General features: G+C 43.3%; 15 protein-coding genes and 1 other annotated feature. Of the genes, 11 read left to right on the top strand and 4 right to left on the bottom strand.

Annotated features, from left to right (window positions below; translation table 11 throughout):
• Positions 1-78 precede the first annotated feature (78 nt).
• The 7 genes from VN447_RS16025 to VN447_RS15995 all read left to right on the top strand — a co-directional run bounded on the left by VN447_RS16025 (position 79) and on the right by VN447_RS15995 (position 9,010).
• Positions 79-1,476, top strand: coding sequence for an amino acid permease (locus VN447_RS16025; protein ID WP_325526346.1), 1,398 nt, complete (start codon positions 79-81; stop codon positions 1,474-1,476).
• Between the two features lie 108 nt (positions 1,477-1,584).
• Entirely contained in the window at positions 1,585-1,839 is a 255-nt protein-coding gene (locus tag VN447_RS16020; protein ID WP_325526345.1) for a cell division protein ZapA, read from the top strand.
• Between the two features lie 76 nt (positions 1,840-1,915).
• Positions 1,916-2,587, top strand: a complete 672-nt coding sequence (locus VN447_RS16015; RefSeq protein WP_325526344.1) for a DUF421 domain-containing protein — start codon at positions 1,916-1,918, stop codon at positions 2,585-2,587.
• A 57-nt stretch (positions 2,588-2,644) separates the two neighbouring features.
• Complete coding sequence (locus tag VN447_RS16010; RefSeq protein ID WP_325526343.1) at positions 2,645-3,562, top strand: alkaline phosphatase family protein; 918 nt, start codon at positions 2,645-2,647, stop codon at positions 3,560-3,562.
• Positions 3,555-6,053 (top strand): DUF3656 domain-containing U32 family peptidase, encoded by a 2,499-nt coding sequence (locus VN447_RS16005; protein ID WP_414714919.1) that lies wholly within the window; start codon positions 3,555-3,557, stop codon positions 6,051-6,053. Before VN447_RS16010 ends, VN447_RS16005 begins: the two co-directional genes overlap by 8 nt.
• 20 nt (positions 6,054-6,073) lie before the next feature.
• Positions 6,074-8,434, top strand: a complete 2,361-nt coding sequence (locus tag VN447_RS16000) for an endonuclease MutS2 (protein ID WP_325526341.1) — start codon at positions 6,074-6,076, stop codon at positions 8,432-8,434.
• A gap of 45 nt (positions 8,435-8,479) precedes the next feature.
• On the top strand, positions 8,480-9,010 hold the full coding sequence (locus tag VN447_RS15995; protein ID WP_325526340.1) for a ferredoxin domain-containing protein: 531 nt from the start codon (positions 8,480-8,482) through the stop codon (positions 9,008-9,010).
• Positions 9,011-9,052: 42 nt separating this feature from the next.
• Here VN447_RS15995 and VN447_RS15990 read toward each other — a convergent pair whose 3' ends face one another.
• Together VN447_RS15990 and VN447_RS15985 are read right to left on the bottom strand one after the other, a co-directional pair.
• Entirely contained in the window at positions 9,053-9,664 is a 612-nt protein-coding gene (locus VN447_RS15990) for a hypothetical protein (RefSeq protein WP_325526339.1), read from the bottom strand.
• A gap of 12 nt (positions 9,665-9,676) precedes the next feature.
• Positions 9,677-9,997 (bottom strand): YbaB/EbfC family nucleoid-associated protein, encoded by a 321-nt coding sequence (locus VN447_RS15985; protein WP_325526338.1) that lies wholly within the window; start codon positions 9,995-9,997, stop codon positions 9,677-9,679.
• Positions 9,998-10,230: 233 nt separating this feature from the next.
• Between VN447_RS15985 and VN447_RS15980 the strand changes: the two genes are divergently transcribed.
• The gene (locus VN447_RS15980) at positions 10,231-10,617 is read left to right on the top strand and encodes a hypothetical protein (RefSeq protein ID WP_325526337.1); all 387 of its coding nucleotides are present in this window, start codon (positions 10,231-10,233) and stop codon (positions 10,615-10,617) included.
• A 513-nt stretch (positions 10,618-11,130) separates the two neighbouring features.
• Here VN447_RS15980 and VN447_RS15975 read toward each other — a convergent pair.
• Entirely contained in the window at positions 11,131-13,329 is a 2,199-nt protein-coding gene (locus VN447_RS15975; protein WP_325526336.1) for a penicillin-binding protein 1A, read from the bottom strand.
• A 246-nt stretch (positions 13,330-13,575) separates the two neighbouring features.
• Positions 13,576-13,812: a binding site (T-box leader), on the top strand.
• Between the two features lie 61 nt (positions 13,813-13,873).
• Here VN447_RS15975 and tyrS point away from each other — a divergent pair.
• Positions 13,874-15,091 carry a tyrosine--tRNA ligase gene (gene tyrS, locus VN447_RS15970; protein ID WP_325526335.1) on the top strand — a complete coding sequence of 406 codons (1,218 nt, stop codon included), beginning with the start codon at positions 13,874-13,876 and terminating at the stop codon, positions 15,089-15,091.
• Positions 15,092-15,152: 61 nt separating this feature from the next.
• On the opposite strand, the gene VN447_RS15965 is transcribed toward tyrS, so the two are convergent.
• Entirely contained in the window at positions 15,153-15,482 is a 330-nt protein-coding gene (locus VN447_RS15965) for a small, acid-soluble spore protein, alpha/beta type (protein WP_325526334.1), read from the bottom strand.
• Positions 15,483-15,622: 140 nt separating this feature from the next.
• Between VN447_RS15965 and yunB the strand changes: the two genes are divergently transcribed.
• On the top strand, positions 15,623-16,306 hold the full coding sequence (gene yunB, locus VN447_RS15960) for a sporulation protein YunB (RefSeq protein WP_325526333.1): 684 nt from the start codon (positions 15,623-15,625) through the stop codon (positions 16,304-16,306).
• A gap of 164 nt (positions 16,307-16,470) precedes the next feature.
• The gene (locus VN447_RS15955; RefSeq protein WP_325526332.1) at positions 16,471-18,057 is read left to right on the top strand and encodes an IS1182 family transposase; all 1,587 of its coding nucleotides are present in this window, start codon (positions 16,471-16,473) and stop codon (positions 18,055-18,057) included.
• The last annotated feature ends 80 nt before the right edge of the window (positions 18,058-18,137 follow it).

Raw genomic sequence — 18,137 nt, 5'->3', positions numbered from 1 at the left:
ATTTACTGGAAATTAGATCTGTCTTATGGACAGGTCTAATTTTTTCTCCATTGGGAAGAATAACAAAGAGGTGAACATATGAATGTATTTCGCACAAAAAGTATTGATATGCTTAAAGAAGGTGCAGAACAAAAAGGACTGAAAAAGAGTCTTGGCGCGACCGATTTAATACTTTTAGGAATAGGTTGCATTATCGGTACTGGTATTTTCGTTTTAACCGGCGTAGCTGCCGCTAAGTATGCCGGGCCTGGTATCATGTTATCATTTGTTATTTCTGGTTTGGCCTGTGCATTCGCCGCCTTGGCTTATGCCGAGCTTGCTGCTATAGTGCCAATTGCGGGGAGTGCATACACATACAGCTATGCTGCCTTAGGTGAAATCATAGCTTGGATTGTTGGGTGGAATCTTGTTCTTGAATACTCTGTGGGATCGAGCGCTGTAGCCGCCGGTTGGTCAGGTTATATGGTCGGCTTACTCAAGTCTGGTGGTATTGAGCTTCCCAAGGCGTTTACTGCTGTGCCAGCCGATGGCGGGATTGTCAATCTTCCGGCTATGCTAATATCGCTGTTTTTAAGTGTATTATTGGTGCGTGGTACCAAGGAGAGTGTTACACTTAATAAAGTACTTGTAGTTATAAAGCTTGTCGCAGTTTTTATTTTCCTGGCGCTGGCCGGACCTAAAGTAAATCCAGCTAACTGGTCGCCGCTTATGCCATATGGTTTTTCAGGTGTAGCAGCCGGTGCTGCAATTATCTTTTTTGCCTATATCGGGTTTGATGCTGTAGCTACTGCTGCTGAAGAATGCCGCAATCCTAAACGGGATTTACCGGCAGGTATTATTGGATCCCTTGTTATATGTACTATACTCTATATTGTTGTTGCAGGTGTTTTAACAGGCGTAGTACCATACCAAGATTTGAACAACGCCGAACCTGTTGCCTACGCGCTCCGCGCAATTGGCTACAATTTTGGCTCAGCTCTTGTAGGTACTGGCGCTATCGCCGGTATAACTACCGTGTTATTGGTATTGATGTATGGACAAACACGGATATTTTTTGCAATGTCACGTGATGGTCTTATTCCGGCTAGTATTTGTAAGGTACATCCTAAATATGGTACGCCTCATATTATTACGATGGCTGCCGGTGTCGCCGTTGCCCTGATCGCCGGTTTTACACCCATTGGTATTATTGCTGAGCTTACCAACATTGGTACACTGTTTGCCTTTGTTGTTGCTGCAATTGGTGTACTAGTGCTTCGATATACCCGGCCTGATATTCCACGTTCATTTAAGTGCCCGGCCGTGTCGATCGTTGCACCGTTAGCTGTATTGTCTTGTGGTTATTTAATGTTTAATCTGCCAACAGAAACATGGGTACGATTTGGGGTTTGGTCGGCTATCGGTTTTGTTGTGTACTTCATTTACAGCTATCGTAACAGCACCTTAAATAAAGCCAAAGCGGCTAGCGAACAATAATTGCTATTTATCCAGGCGGGTTATCCCGCCTTTTTATTTTTTCTAGCAGGAATTAGTTTTTAGGTGCTAGAAGTATATTCTCAATAAATATATTAATTCAGGTGGAGTATGTCAGATATAAAAAATAAAGTCACCGTTGAGATATACGGCGAAAGCTATGCTCTAAAAGGTAATATTGAACCAGAGCGAATTATGCGTTTAGCAGCTATGCTTGATGAACGCATGAAAAAAACGGCGAAAGCCAACCTTAGGCTATCGCCGACCAAAATTGCTGTATTGACGGCATTAAATATTGCTGACGAGTTTCTGCGGGTAGAGCAGGATTATCTTGAACTTATTGAATTGATAAAAGAGGATAAATAGCCTCTTTTTAGTACTTGTAATACGGTATAACACTTGGAAGTCATGTTAATAATACTGACAGAAAAGGAGTGGTACCGTGTTTGATATCGGTTCGATTGGCCAGGTTTTATTGCGCTTGATGATATTATGCACTGTAGCATTGATTGTCGTCAGGATGATGGGCAACCGTACTGTAGGTCAGCTGTCGCCATTTGATTTTGTTATTATGGTTGGCATTGGTGATATTATTGTGGCTGGCACTATGGATCAAACCCCTACCTTAGCGGCTGGGGTTGAGGTTTTGGTAGCATTGCTATTGCTACAGCAGCTATTAGGCTATTTAGCCTTGAAGAACAGTACCTTGCGCAAATGGTTTGAGGGTACACCGGTAACGCTGGTGAAGGATGGGCGCGTCATCAGAGAGAACTTTACAAAAACTCATTTTAACTATGACGATTTACGCCAGGAACTCCACAAAAAGGGATTTGATTTATCTGATTTAAGTGCTATTGAAGTAGCCCGCTTAGAAAGCTGCGGCGAATTTACTATGCTTCGAACACCTGAAAACGAGCCATTAACTAAAAAAGAGTTTGAAGATTATATTAAGAGCATGTATAACAACCCGTTAAGCCTTGCTGGTGAAAAATGGACCAAGTTCGAGAAATTTATGGAAGATGTCCAATTTCTTGCAGCCCATTTGCGGGAACAGGAAGTGCTAAAACCAGGTAGCGAGGAGAAAGCAACTAACAAAGAAAACGAGTTGCATTAACAAGAGGAAGGGATGCCCCTTCTTCTTTCTTATGCAGCATACAAGGGCGGGTTCAAAATGCGGGTGTTATTACTTTTTATTGACGGTTTTGGTTTAGGCAGTAATAATCCTGAGATCAATCCGATCGTCCGTTTTGGTCTACATACCATCAATCAATTATTTGATCAGCCAATGATTTCTGATATAGGTTTAAACTTAACTCCTGAATGCTGCATGATTCCGATTGATACTACGCTAGGCGTGGAGGGGTTACCGCAAAGTGCAACAGGGCAGGCGGCTATTCTTACTGGACTAAATACTGCCAAGGCCATGGGGCGCCATATACAGGCTTTTCCGGGGCCTCAGCTTTCTAATATTATTACTGAAAACAACATTATGAAGAGGCTTACTGAAGCTGGAATGCTGGTAACTTCCGCCAATATGTATACACCAAATTATTTTGAGCTAGTGGCTAAACGCAAGCGACGGCATTCGGCGATCACGCTGGCAGCCTTGAGTACTGGGATGTCACTTAGGTCATTACCTGAAATGTATATCAATGAGGCTGTATATCAGGACATTACCAATGTAACGCTTCCCGATTTTGGAGTAGATCATCTTCCGGTATTGAGCCCAACCCAAGCCGCTTGTAATTTGGTTAATATTTCCAGGAAATATTCCTTTACTATCTTTGAATATTTTCAGACTGACCGTGCGGGCCACAAGCAAGACTGGCTGCATGCAGGAAGGATTTTACGACTGCTTGATGAATTTATTGGTGCAGTTTATAAGCGGCTGCCTGCCGATACCCTAATGATTATAACGAGTGACCATGGTAATTTTGAAGATATGAGTGTTAAAACCCATACGTTTAATAAGGTTCCGCTCATTGCCCTCGGCTATCGAGCGCAAGAAACGGTAGGTGCAATCACTGATTTGACAGGTATTGCCCCTGCCATAGTAGCGGTTTTAGGAAAGGATGATCCATGTGATTGAATTACTAGCACCTGTAGGCACTAAAGAAGCTCTAGTTGCGGCAGTAGAAGGCGGGGCAGACGCTGTTTACCTTGGCGGTAAAATGTTTGGCGCCAGACACTACGCCCCTAATTTTACTGATGATGAATTGGCGGAGGCCGTACGGTTTGCTCATTTGCGCGGTGTAATGGTATATATTACAGTTAATACACTGCTGGATGAGAGTGAGCTACCGGCTTTGGTTGATTACTTGCGTTATTTATATAAGATCGGCGTAGATGCCATTATTGTACAGGATTTAGGCGTGGCCGTAATAGCCAAGGAGGTTGTACCAGCTTTACCCCTTCATGCCAGCACCCAGATGACGGCTCATAATTTAGAAGGTGTTCATTTCTTGGCTGACATGGGTTTTAAAAGAGTGGTATTAGCAAGGGAGCTGCCACTTAAGGATATTGAGTATATATGTAAAAATTGTACAGTAGATATAGAGACTTTTATCCATGGTGCGTTATGCATTTCTTATTCGGGACAATGCCTGATGAGCAGCATGATTGGCGGCCGCAGCGGCAATCGTGGCCGCTGTGCTCAGCCTTGCCGTCTGCCCTATACCCTTGTTGATACTAACGGCAATGATGTTTTAAGTCAGGCGGATGCCGGGGAATATCTCTTGAGTCCGAAAGATTTCAATACTATCGAAGTGTTGCCTGAACTTATTAAGGCTGGGGTAGCTTCTTTTAAAATTGAAGGCCGGATGAAGCGTCCGGAATATGTTGCTGTTGTTGTAGACGCGTACCGGCGGGCTATTGACAGTTATGTGGCAAACAGGGACGAATATGGTATCAGTGAGCAGGATAAGAAGGATTTAGCGCAGATCTTTAACCGTGACTTTACTACTGCGCATCTTTATGGAAAAAACGGACGCAATATGATGAGCGACCGGCGACCCAATAACCGTGGGGTACGGGTTGGCCGAGTGCTTAGTTATCAGGCCGCAGGAAAGGTTGCCGTTATTAAATTGGATGAGCCGCTGGCTGTCGGCGATATTATCGAGTTTTGGGTTAAAGTCGGCGGACGGGTCAATGTCACGGTTCACACTATGACTGTTGATGGTGCTGCTGTTACCGAAGCCCAGGCTAATACCGCAGTAGCTATTCCGGTAAGTGCACCTGTTCGTGACAACGACCGGGTATTTAAGGTGTTTGATGCCAAACTGATGGAGCGGGCTAGGTTGTACTTCAGCAGAGCGGAAGCTGTGCGGCGGATACCTGTCGATGTTACTGTAACAGTTGAAGAAGGTAAGCCGATGGTAATAGCAATGCAAGACACCGAAGGATTTACCGGTCAGGCAGAAACGGCATTTATCGCTGAAAAAGCATTAAAAAGACCGCTTACACCAGATAGTGTGGCTAAGCAAATTGAGCGATTGGGCACTACCGTTTTTGCGCTGAACAAGCTGGATTGTCATATCCAGGGTGAAGTAATGGTACCAATCAGCGAGATAAATGATGCCAGACGCCGGGCGGTAGAACAGTTAGAGGCTGCACGTCTTGCCAGATTTGATAGGACGGCGCTTCCTAAAGATAAATCTATTGGAGCGTTATTGCCACAGGTGCGAACGGCATCGCAAGGGAATAAACCTGAACTTGTGGTAAATGTTGATGCAGTTGACAAACTAAAGGCCGCAGTGGATAATGGCGCTGATATTGTCATGTTTGGTGGCGAATGTTTTGGAAAACGCTCATTATCTAGCGAAGATTATCATAATGCGGCAGCTTATGTCCGGCAGCACGGTCGTAAGATTGTTTTTAATACCCCGAGATTGGTACATCAAAGTCAAATGGCAGAGATAAAAGAGAGTGCCGTTTTGTTTAATGATATTAAGCCACATGCTATTAGTGTAGGCAATATTGGCACCCTTCATCTGCTCAAAGAGCTTGTTACTGTACCACTGCACGGAGATTACCCGTTAAATATATACAACAGCGTCACGGCAAAATATCTGAGTGATTTAGGATTAGCCAGCTTAACGCTTTCGCCTGAACTTAATTTTGCTCAAGTCGAAGAACTGGCTGGTAAAACGCTTGCACAGATGGAATGTTTAGTACATGGGTATTTGACACTTATGATTTCTGATTATTGCATGCCAGGCAGTTTTCTCGGCGGTCAGGATATCAGGAATTGTAATCAAGCTTGTCTTCGTGGTCAATACTGGATAAAGGATAGAATGAATGAGTTGTTTCCTATAGCTACTGACCAGTTTTGCCGCATGCATATTCTCAATGCCAAAGAACTGTCTATGTTGCCGCATGTTCCGCGGCTCATGCGCGCTGGTCTAAGCCGGCTGCGGTTTGAGGCAAAGTATAGTTCAGTCAAGGAAGTAGCCCGTATTACTCGACTATACCGTGAGCTTATTGACCAAGGAGAGCGCCATCCGCTTATCCTTCAGGATAAAGCCAATAGTGTTGAGCATGAGCATATTACACGAGGTCATTATTTTAGAGGCGTATTATAGAATATTAGAGGAGAATTTACATGGAAGCACCCGTGTTGTCAACGTTAGAATATAATAAAATCAGGGACATGTTGGCCGAACTCACTGGTTCAATTATGGGGCGGGAGCTTGCGGAAAGCCTAGTGCCGGAGAATGATGCTGGCAAAGTAAAAGAACGTCTGGCCGAAACCGCCGAAGCCCGTGAGCTGTTGAATAATGTTCCTAGTGTGCCGCTCGGGGGGATTCGCGATGTGAGGGCTACTATAAAAAGAGCTGAGATTGGCGCTATTTTGGAACCGCATGAATTATTAGCAATAGGTAGTACACTGTATGCCGCCAGACGTATGAAGAGCTTTTTTATTGACCTGCCTATAGAAACACCGCTGCTTAACTCCATAGTTGGCCAGATAACAGTGTTAAGAAATATTGAGACCATAATTGAGTCTACTGTGACCGAACAAGGTTCGATCAGAGATAATGCCAGTAGTGAGCTTTCAAAGCTCCGGCGGGAGATAAAGCAGGCACAGGGCCGTGTAAAAGAAAGATTGGATAGTATTTTGCGGTCAGGTGAATACCAGAAATATTTTCAGGATGCTTTAGTAACCATGCGTGGCGACCGGTATGTCATTCCTATTAAACAGGAGTTTCGCAATAATTTCCCCGGCATTGTGCATGATCAATCAGCCAGCGGTGCCACTTTGTTTATTGAACCAATTGCAATAGTTAATTTGAACAACGATATAAAACAACTTATGGCGGCTGAAAAAACTGAGATTGAACGGATTTTAACGGTGGTGGCCGGTCACATTGCCAAAGTGTCAGAGGCTATTGAAGAAAATCTTGCCGTTTTAGCCCGGCTGGATTTTGTTTTTGCAAAAGCTAAACTGAGTATTGACATGAAGGCCATTGAACCTGTGATTAATCATCAGGGCTATGTCAATCTGATTCAAGCGCGGCATCCTCTGATTCCCGCTGAACATGTGGTGCCCATTGATGTGCAGCTTGGCAGACACTTTACTACCTTACTTATTACCGGGCCGAACACAGGCGGAAAAACGGTAACCCTTAAGACGGTGGGCTTATTTGCGCTTATGACCCAAGCCGGTTTGTTTGTGCCGGCTGCTCCTGACTCTGAGATGCCGATTATTGGCAATATTTTTGCCGATATTGGCGATGAACAGAGTATTGAACAAAGTCTGAGTACATTTTCTGGGCATATGACTAATTTGGTTGGAATACTAAAGAAAATATCTGCTAATGATTTGGTACTTATTGATGAAATTGGAGCAGGAACTGACCCCAGTGAAGGCGCCGCTTTGGCTATGGCAATTCTTGAATATATTCATACTATTGGTGCCAAAACCATTGCCACTACGCATTATAGTGAATTAAAAACATTTGCTTACACTAGACATGGAATTGAAAATGCCAGCGTAGAATTTGATATACAAACCCTGCGTCCTACTTATCGGCTGCTTATTGGAATACCTGGCAGCAGTAATGCATTTGCGATCAGCCGGCGACTCGGATTAGAAGATGGGATTATTGCTAGAGCTAAGGAATTAATTAATAAAGAACACGCTGACTTTGAAACAGTTCTGCACGCCTTAGAAGAACAGAAAAAGTCGTTTACTTCACGATTAGATGAAGTAAAGCGCTTAGAACAGGAATTGAACAAAGCGAAAGAGAAAATATCTGTTAAAGAACAGATCATTTCTGAAAAAAAGAATGCTGTATTAGCGAAGGCGCAGGAAGAAGCGGCTGCCGTCATCCGCCAAGCCAGGCGCAGTGCGGAAGAAATAATTGCAGAGCTTAAAGAACAGTTTTCTGAGCGTAGCGGTCGGGAAAGACAGAATGCGATTGAAAATGCCCGTCGGAAGCTCAAGTCAAGTAGTGCTGAAGTTAATCGATTTGATGTAGAGGAACAAGGAAATCTACCTGAGCTATCGGCGGAAATGCTAAAGCCTGGTATGAATGTCTATGTGGCGACATTAAAGCAAAAAGGTGAAGTACTGGCCGTAGGTACTGCAGACGTAACAGTACAGCTTGGGATTTTAAAATTCACAGTACCGATATCTGCTTGCCGCGTGCTTTCCGAATCGTGTAAGCCCAAAGAACCAACCTCCACAAAACGTGTCAACATGACCAAGGTAGAAGCAGCAGCAAGACAAATTGATATTCGTGGCATGACAATTGAGGAGGCTGAAACAGTACTTGACAAATATATTGATGATGCAATCCTGTCTGGCTTAAACGAGGTACTCATTATTCATGGCAAGGGTACAGGTGCTTTGCGAAAAGGTGTAAGGACCTATCTTGAAAATCACCCACATATAAAAAGTATACAGATAGCCGAACTTAACGAAGGTGGCACAGGAGCTACTGTAGCTAGATTGGCTTAAGTATAGACAGTCTATAAAAATATTTATTTATGGGGGAGAAGAGAAATGATTATCCAAAGCAAGGATATTGAGCAGCGGGCCATCGAGCAGGTTGCAGATTTGATGTGTGTAGCTGCCCGGACAGCCCCTAAAGCCCGGGGAATTGACAATCTAGTCGTAATGATTGTAAAAGGCAGGACCAAAGATCAGCTAGTAGAGGAAATGAAAAAAATTGCCTTGGCAAGCGGCGCTCAGTTTTTTGAGCGTGACGCAAAATGTCTGGAAAAAACACAACTAGCTCTATTACTGGGCCAGAAAGTCAAACCTATGGGTGTTCAGCCCTGCGGTTATTGCGGGTATGCCAACTGCAAAGAAAATACTGAAAAGTCCGGGATGTGTGCTATTAGTGTTGGCGACTTAGGGATTGCTCTGAGTTCAGCCGTCAGTGTAGCTGCTCAGCATCATGTCGATAACAGGATTATGTTTTCAATTGGGCGTGCCGCACTTAATCTTGATATATTTGAAGAAGAGGTTAAAATCGCTTACGGCATTCCAATCAGTGTGTCGGGGAAGAGTCCATTTTTTGATCGTGCATAGCGAAATGATAAAACCGGGGTACTCACCCCGGTTTTATCATTTTCAGAAGTTGTTTTTCCAGTTTAAATACCGCCCATAATTTTTGCCTTCCTGATCTTCGGACTCTTCTCCTTCTTGGGATGGTAAAGGCTGCTGTTTAAGTGTTGGTACAGGCTGTTGATCGAGAACAGGCGGCTGAGGAGCAGGTTCAGATTCTCTAGGCTGCTTTTGCAGCTCAGGTTTAAGTTCTGGCTTGCTCTCAGCTTTAGGTTTTTCTTGGGCGCCGCCGCCAATACCGCCTAGATTGTTTAATAATCCGAGCACTGTGCCCATTGTGCTCGGATTAAGTTTTGACTTAAGTTGAGGACTGTTTAACAGCGGTAATAGTGACATTAATGTATCAGGCGAGAGACCGCTGCCGCCGATACCGCCGCCGTCACCGCCTTTTGTCAAGTCACCCAGTAATTTATGTAGAGGATTGCTATTAGCTGCCGGTTGAGTTTGGACTGGCTGGCTGATTGCATTGCTCTTGTTAACAATAGAAAATAAGCATAACAGTGCTAAAACAGTGATTAGATTGTCAGGGCCTGCCCCGGCATTAATATTAGCGTCCAGCATCCGGGTTATTGAACCTAATAGCGATGAAGAGCCAGGATTATCGGTATCGTTCGGCATAGTACCGCCTCCTTAAAACATGCCAGGAATTTTAGGTAGGTTTAAATCTGTGGCGAGTTTGCCCATGGCTTCCTGATTTAATCCGCGTGATTTAGTCAAAGCATTATTTATTGTAGCTGTTAATAAATCTTGCAATAATGCTGCATTATCTGCCATAAGATACTTCGCGTTTAGCTGGATGGAGATAAGCTCTTGCTGACCGTTTACGATTATCTTTACAACATCCCCGCTTGATACTTCTATTCGTTCTTGTTTGAGCTGCTCCTGAATATTATCAACATTACTTTGTACCTTTTTAACCATTTCCATAATATTTCCAAACTGTTCAAACACTAGTTATGCACCTCCTCTGTTTTTATCCGATAGCTAACTGCCACTAATAATCCCCATTTTTTCAGGGCGGAATAGTGGTGCAAGCTTTGGATTTATAGGCAATTCGTTTTATCCAATTTATTCAGTTAGGCATTTTTTGTGAGTGTCCAAACTTTGGGAGAGACCAAATACTCTTATCTTTCATATATTGGATTAGAAAAAGTTCAATGTGAGGGTGGGTGGGAAAGATGCGCGTGCGGAAATATCATCGAAATGCAGGAATGCCTATAGAGAAAACGGCTAAAACAGGGGAAGAACAAGTTGCAAGTAAAGAACATGTTAAAGAGCGGCCAGAGGTACTGCCGGCAGCAATACCCAAAAAACAAGAGACTGCTCGTGGGCCAGCTGCTTTATTTAGAAAGGTGATAGAAAATCCTAATTTCAATGTTCAGTTGATGGTAATATTGTTGACGCTAGCATCCGAAAACTTTTCCATGGACAGGCGAATTGATTCTATGTCTTCTACAGTAGATAAAATCAGAAATGTTACGGACGTAATTAATAGCACAATGCAGTCCGTGAAGGTAGCAACCGAAGCTCCTAAACAAATCAGACGGCTGTTTGAAATAAACAAAAAATAGCAGTCAAATGCTGGTTAGGGTTAGTAACACTTCCCGCACGAACTGTATATATTGAAGTAGAAGAGCGGGCGGTACTTCGCTCTCGTTAATAGACAAATTAAGGAGGAGGTAGTTTAAATGTCGCGTTGTGGATTTGGCGGTAATGGATTCAGTGGTATCTGGATTATCATCATTATCCTATTACTGTTCTTTTTCGATGATGATGACACTTCACTATAATAACTCCTACTTACATTTTAGGAACACGCTGTTAAGCGTGTGACAAAAAGCACAGGGTTGATATATTGCATTAAAGAAGGACAGAACTCTTAAGATGGATGGAAGGAGGGAATTGCAATGGCACGTGGCTTTGGCGGTGGCTTCGGCGGTAGCGGGATAATTATTATCATTATAATCATTTTACTCCTCTTCTTTTGTGATAACGATAGTGGAATCAGCAGTTGTTAGGCTATACTAATGTATATGCTCAAATGGAAAAAAACACGCGTAAATTTACGCGTGTTTTTTTGTTATCTAATTCTTTTTTATCGGATCGTTAGGTTTAGGCGGCGGCGGTGGCGCTGATGGGCTCACCGGATTTCTGTCATTCTTTACCGGAGGGGGAGGTGGAGTCTTCTCATCTGTACCCGAAGTTTCCCCAGTGGCGCCAGTTTGATCAGGTTGTTTAATATCTTTACCGTCCTTATCCTTACCGTCTTTATTGTCTTTACCATCTTTTGTTGCCGTTACGGTTGAAAGCTTGTTAGGCTGAGTTCCTTCAATAAAGATTTCATTGCGGCCTTCCTGATTGTTTGGATCATTAAGCAGTAATCCATCTTTGGTAGATACGCGGGCAGCTACAATGCCAGAGGGTTTTACAAAATCGCGGGCAACATATTTAGCAGACACATCACTCATGAAGCTCCGCCAGATACTGGCCGGAATACCGCCACCGGTAACGCCGCCTAAATATCCTGGATTATCGTTGCCCATCCATACAGCTGCAACTAAGTCTGGTGTAAAGCCGACAAACCAAGCGTCTTTATAGTCACTGGTGGTGCCTGTTTTGCCAGCGGCAGGGCGCCCAAAGTAAGCGCCTGTGCCTGTGCCGTTGTTGATAACTCCTCGCATCATATCGGTGAGGAGATATGCGCTACGCTCGTTAACAACTACCTTCTCTTTGGGTATGTGCTGCTCGATTACTTTACCATTGCGGTCGACGATTTTGATGATGGATGTAGGCTCAACGCGGATACCACTGTTGGCTAATACTCCATACGCGCTGGCAATTTCCAGCGGAGTAACGCCACGGGTGAGACCACCTAATGACATAGCCAAGTTGCGGTCATTTGTGTCGCCTTTAAGCACAAGAGTAGAAATACCCATCTGTTGCGCATAATATAAAGTCTTATCAATACCTACTTGTTGAGCAAGCTTGACGGTTACAACGTTTAAAGACTGTTCTAGAGCACTTCGCATTGTTACCGGTCCGCGAAAGCTTCTATCATAGTTCACCGGTGACCAACTGCCAAAACTAACCGGGCTGTCATCAATGATACTAGCGGGAGTAAGACCACTTTCTATAGCCGCTAAATAGACAAATGGCTTAAAAGCAGAACCCGGCTGTCGCTCAGCTAAGACTGCCCGGTTAAACTGGTCGTTACCACGACCGCCAACCATTGCCTTAATATGGCCGCTATGGGGATCAATCGCTACAAGTGCGCCTTGGGGCTGCTTGATGCCGCTTTCGGTGCGCGTAGTCGGAAGTTGATTCATAGCAAGCTCTGCGGCGATTTGCATTTCAAGATCAAGTGTTGTATACACTTTTAGGCCGTCTTTATATACAGCGTCAGCACCGTATTTATCTATGAGAAGTTGCATTACATAATCAGTAAAATACGAAGCAGTTGTCGTGTTAGTAACTGAGCGAGTAGCCAGTTTAATTTCGGTATTTCGCGCTTTAGCCGCTGCTGCTGAATCAATATAACCGTACTTAACCATTTGTTCGAGTACAACCGCTTGGCGCTCTTTGGCTGCCTTTAAATTGCTGGAAGGAGAATAATAGTTGGGACTTTTGGGTATACCGGCAATCAGGGCGCATTCTGCTAAATTCAAATCCTCAACATTTTTCCCAAAGTATATTTGAGCTGCTGTTTGAACACCATAAGCCCCTTGACCAAAATAAATCTGGTTCATGTACATTTCTAAGATTTCATTTTTGCTATACTGGCGTTCAATTTGTAGAGATAAAAAAGCTTCCTGTATTTTGCGTTTAATTGTCTGTTCCTGTGAAAGCAAAGCGTTTCTAGCTAACTGTTGGGTTATGGTACTGCCGCCTTCCGATATTCCTCTGTCAGTCATATTAGACCAGACTGCCCGTAAAATACCACGGGGGTCGATACCGCTATGCTGATAAAACCGGGTATCTTCAGCAGCAATAAATGCGTTTTGTAAGTCTTTAGGTATCTTATTTATTGACACAGGTAACCGGTTTTCCACTGAATGAATAGTTGTTATCAGTTTGCCGTTAACGTCAAAAATTTGAGAAGAAACAGCGGGACGTATTTCACCTTTTAAGCTAGGCATTGTATGAATACTGGCTGTTAAAAAACCCAGCCCGGCACCTGTCAGCATAACCAAGAAGACAACCACAGCAATAACTGTAATTGTTCGAGTGTTTTTCTTAGGTCTGCGTCGGTTGGGTTCTTTGTTTTCTTTGTCTTTATCTTGCATGGCTTTCTCCCCTTACAGATTCATTGGAATCATTCAAATAAATTGCAGTCAGACTCTAGGCTTTGATTCGCTAATCATTATACCACAAAAATCTATTGATAGGATATTTCTTGACAACAGTTTGCAATATTAAAATTGTTATGTTATAATGCGGCTGAAAAATCGGTGTCATCATCTGTTGACACAATGTGGCTAAAATTGACAACGCGGTCATATTCAGGTATATTATATATAGCAAGTTATATGGAAAATGTGATGAATAGGAAAAGTAAGCCAGAATAGCCTTACAGAGAGCTGGGGGATGGTGGAACCCGGTAGGCAGACTGACTGAAATACACCTATGAACAGCAGGCTGAAAGTGTTTTACTAGTAAGCCGGGCCGGAGCGCCACCGTTAATGGCTAGGAAGAAGTTTTTTAACTTCGCTTGAGTGGCTGATTTTCAGCAACAAGGGTGGTACCACGGGTTTACCCCCGTCCCTGACCAGGGACGGGTTTTATTTTTTTACCGGCGATGAATCCGGGCAATGAAGGAGGATTTTAACGATGTCTGTACTAGATATTCTCAAAGAACGAGGATTTGTCCAGCAACTGACTCATGAAGAAGAAATTGCGGAGTTATTGACTAAGCAAAAAATTACTTTTTATATTGGATTTGATCCCACTGCGGACAGTCTGCATGTCGGGCATTTTCTGGGAATGATGGTAATGGCGCATATGCAGCAGGCCGGCCACCGTCCTATTTGCCTTATAGGCGGCGGGACGGCGATGGTGGGAGACCCCTCTGGCAAGTCGGACATGCGAAAAATGTTAACATCAGAAGATATCGTACAAAATGGCGATCGCTTTAAAAAACAAATGCAGCGCTTCATTGATTTTTCTGATGGCAAGGCGTTGATGATGAATAACGCCGACTGGCTATTAAAGCTCAACTACGTGCAGTTTCTTCGGGAGATCGGTGTGCACTTTTCAGTCAACCGTATGTTGACTGCCGAATGCTTTAAACAGCGGATGGAGAAAGGCTTATCTTTTTTAGAGTTTAACTATATGATAATGCAAGGCTACGATTTCCTTGAACTCAACCGCCAGTGCGACTGTATCATGCAAATGGGCGGTGACGATCAGTGGTCCAACATCTTGGCTGGTGCAGACCTGATCCGGCGCAAGGAAAGTAAACCAGCCTACGGACTGACCTTTACTTTGTTGACGACCAGTGATGGACGAAAGATGGGTAAAACAGAAAAAGGAGCCCTTTGGCTAGATGCTGAGAAGACTTCCCCTTATGATTTTTATCAATACTGGCGTAATGTTGACGATGCCGATGTAGAAAAATGCTTGGCCCTCCTTACATTTTTACCGATGGATGAAGTCCGGCGGCTGGGTGCCCTTAAGGATAAAGAGATTAATATCGCTAAGAAAACACTGGCCTTTGAAATAACTAAACTAATCCATGGTCAGGATGAGGCAGAAAAAGCCCAACAAGCTGCTGAAGCACTGTTCGGCGGAGCGGGAAATTTAGACAACGCACCAACTGTGTCGGTAGCTACTGATATGATAGGCTCTAAGTTACTGGATATTCTCGTGAGCACTGGGATTATCCCTTCTAAAAGTGAAGGACGTAGACTAATTCAGCAGGGTGGACTCTATGTAGGGGACGCCAAGGTATCTGAGCTGGACTTTTTGCTCACGGCCGACCTATTCGAGAACAATAGCCTCATTATACGTAAAGGCAAAAAGAATTATCACCGTATTATCATAGAATAAACTCAAGTTTTACTGTTAGAAAATAAAAAATTGGGTCGCACCTGCGACCCAATTTTTATTTTCACTGTTTACCTTCCAGATGTTTTTTTGCATCTTCAAGGGTTGCTTCGTCTACAGGAGCCATTTGGGATTCTGCCATTTCTACCAGCTTTTTAACCATTTGTCCCCCGATATGGCCTCCCATTCGACCGCCGATTTTACCAACCTCTTTAGTCGTCATGTTTCCCCAACCAACAGTTTCAATCTTGTCCTTAAGACCTAGCTCCTCGGCAACCTCTATCTTTTTTTCATCAAGAACGCTTTCATAATTGTCAGCGTTTATTGCTGTATTCATTTCCTTGCCAAGGGTTTCATTGGCAACATCTAGCTTTAACTTTTCTAAACCATCCATGTACATCACCTCTCAACATTTTTATTAGTATTCCCGCTAGTTTAATTATAATGAATGTGTATATTTAGTAACCAATAACCAGCTTCCACCATATATATAATAAGTAAACGAAGTAAGGGTGGTTTAGAGGAGGGGGAGACATGCGGTTTTCTGTGCGACGAAAGCGTACAATACCACTCTTTCCACTAGTAGCGATAGCATTAATGGCTTTACTGTCGCTCTTTTTTTGGCAGGTAGATACCCACCTAAAGCCAACACTTATGGCTATTGCTGAAACACGGGCCACCTTTATTGCAACTCACTCTATCAACAATGTAATTAATAATAAAATTAGCCTAACCGTTGATCCGAAGACACTGGTAAACATTACATTAGATGAACACGGACGGGTAGTACTTATTCAACCTAATACGATGGAGTTTAACAGACTGGCAGCCGACACTACAATGAAAGTACAGGATGCTTTGAAGGAGATAACGGAAGAGAAAATACAAATTCCGATTGGCCAGGTGTTAGGCAGTCAGATGTTGGCTAGTTTAGGTCCTAAAATTACGGTTACGATTATTCCTGTTGGTACAGTCCAGGTTAAAGTAGTCGATAAATTTGAACAAGCCGGTATCAACCAGACTCGGCATATGGTCTACTTAGTTGCCACTACGCAAGTTCGTATTGTGGTTCCGCTGGTAAGTGAGAGTGTCAGCGTTAACACGCAGGTGCCTATCGCCGAATACGTTGTTGTCGGTGAAGTGCCCAATACGTATGTTCAATTCCCGTTCCCGTTTAACAGCGATATGTTGAATGGTAGTAATGGCGCTAATAAATAATTTTAGTGCTAACCCTAGCAGCCACTGATAACATTGTTTTACATGTAATGTTGACAATTGCGGGGGCTGTCTCAATAAGAAATTGAGGCGGCCCCTAAATTTTTGAAAAAAATACGAGAGGCAGGTTCCGCAGAACCTGCCTCTCAGTGTAAAATTAAACTGCCATGAAAAACCTTACACACATAAATCCTACACCAAAAACAATTTCATATCAACTAGTTTTGCCAATGAATATGGAAGTGCTCATCCCGGAAACCGACTCTGTCAGACTACTAAGTGAAGTAATGGATCAATTGGACTATTCAACACTGTATCAGGCTTATTCGCGCAAAGGAAGAAAAACAGCCATCTCCCCCAGAAACCTTTTTAAAGTCATCGTTTACGGGTATATGAACAACATCTATACAAGCCGTTCTCTGGAACGAGCCTGTCGCAGGGATATCCATTTCATGTGGCTCTTGGAAGGGGCAAAAGCGCCGGATCATAATACCATCGCCCGCTTTCGGAGTATTCGGATCGCTGTAGCTGCAGAAGGATTATTTTATCAATTTGTGAAGTTACTCAAAGAGCGTCACGAAATCGACTTTGACAACTTGTTTGTAGATGGTACAAAAATAGAGGCAAACGCCAATAAATATAGCTTTGTATGGAGAAAAACCACAGAAAAATATGCTGCCAAGTTAAGAGATAAGCTGGCAGAGGCTATCGAAAAGATCCGAAATATCCATTCCCTTAGCCTGGCTGATGCAGAGTGTCCTGCTGAAATACTGGCCAAGCTGCAAACCACAAAGGACAAAGAAAACATTCCTACCGTGTCGGGAACGGGAAAGCGTAAAAGCACCCTGCAAAAATCCATAGAACAATTAGAAGAGTTATTGGCACGTCAGAAAAAATATGAGGATTACGAAGCTAGTTTCCAGGGCCGAAACAGTTTTTCCAAAACAGACCGGGATGCTACCTTCATGCATATGAAAGAAGACCATATGAGAAATGCGCAACTTAAACCTGGCTATAATGTACAGATCGGCGTGGAGGCCGAGTATATTGTAGGAGTAGATATTTCTTCAGAAAGGTCTGACGCGTTAACCTTGATCCCCTTGTTGAAAAAAATGGACAAGTTTTTAGACGGCAAAAAATATAAGAATATCATAGCGGATGCGGGTTATGAGAGTGAAGAGAACTACAGTTATTTGGAAGAAACAAAACAAACAGGCTACATAAAACCAAGCAATTACGAAAAATCCAAAACAAGTAAGTATCGCAAGGACTTTCGACTGCTGGAAAATATGGACTATGATGCAGAAAAAGACGAGTATACCTGCCACAACGGGAAAAAACTGCGCTCTGTGGGCATGACTAAGCGTAAATCGAAATCCGGCTACTGTAGTGATATTACCATCTATGAGTGCGAAGACTGCAGCCAATGCCCCCACAAGAGCGCCTGTACAAAAGCGGTTGGAAATCGCAGAATTCATGTATCTAAAAAATTTCAAAGTCAAAGATCCCAATCCTATCAGAACATTACCAGTCTAAAAGGAATACTTCTGCGCATGAATCGTTCTATCCAAGTAGAAGGAGCCTTCGGAGTATTGAAAGAAAACCACGGCTTCAGACGTTTCTTATTACGCGGTAAGCAAAACGTCCGAGTCGAATTTTTATTTCTGGCGATGGGATACAACGTCAATAAACTGCATAGCAAGATACAACACAAAAGATGCGGTCATATGCTGCATGAAAAAGAGATAGCTTAGCACCAAAAAAGGCACAACAAATTGCTAAGGAAACTATCCCTTAGCTTTGTTATGCCCTTTTTTCATACCATTTCTTTTTA

The sequence above is a fragment of the Sporomusa sp. genome (assembly GCF_035561155.1).
In the GTDB taxonomy this organism is placed as follows: domain Bacteria; phylum Bacillota; class Negativicutes; order Sporomusales; family Sporomusaceae; genus Sporomusa.
The sequence above is the reverse complement of the archived record's forward strand: the minus strand, read 5'-3'. Positions and strand labels throughout refer to the sequence as shown.

Bases quoted from the DNA above. Each gene is read 5' to 3' on its own strand.
- VN447_RS16025 (WP_325526346.1), top strand. From the start codon at position 79: ATGAATGTATTTCGCACAAAAAGTATTGATATGCTTAAAGAAGGTGCA.
- VN447_RS16020 (WP_325526345.1), top strand. From the start codon at position 1,585: ATGTCAGATATAAAAAATAAAGTCACCGTTGAGATATACGGCGAAAGC.
- VN447_RS16010 (WP_325526343.1), top strand. From the start codon at position 2,645: ATGCGGGTGTTATTACTTTTTATTGACGGTTTTGGTTTAGGCAGTAAT.
- VN447_RS16000 (WP_325526341.1), top strand. From the start codon at position 6,074: ATGGAAGCACCCGTGTTGTCAACGTTAGAATATAATAAAATCAGGGAC.
- VN447_RS15995 (WP_325526340.1), top strand. From the start codon at position 8,480: ATGATTATCCAAAGCAAGGATATTGAGCAGCGGGCCATCGAGCAGGTT.
- VN447_RS15990 (WP_325526339.1), bottom strand. From the start codon at position 9,664: ATGCCGAACGATACCGATAATCCTGGCTCTTCATCGCTATTAGGTTCA.
- VN447_RS15975 (WP_325526336.1), bottom strand. From the start codon at position 13,329: ATGCAAGATAAAGACAAAGAAAACAAAGAACCCAACCGACGCAGACCT.
- tyrS (WP_325526335.1), top strand. From the start codon at position 13,874: ATGTCTGTACTAGATATTCTCAAAGAACGAGGATTTGTCCAGCAACTG.
- VN447_RS15965 (WP_325526334.1), bottom strand. From the start codon at position 15,482: ATGGATGGTTTAGAAAAGTTAAAGCTAGATGTTGCCAATGAAACCCTT.
- yunB (WP_325526333.1), top strand. From the start codon at position 15,623: ATGCGGTTTTCTGTGCGACGAAAGCGTACAATACCACTCTTTCCACTA.
- VN447_RS15955 (WP_325526332.1), top strand. From the start codon at position 16,471: ATGAAAAACCTTACACACATAAATCCTACACCAAAAACAATTTCATAT.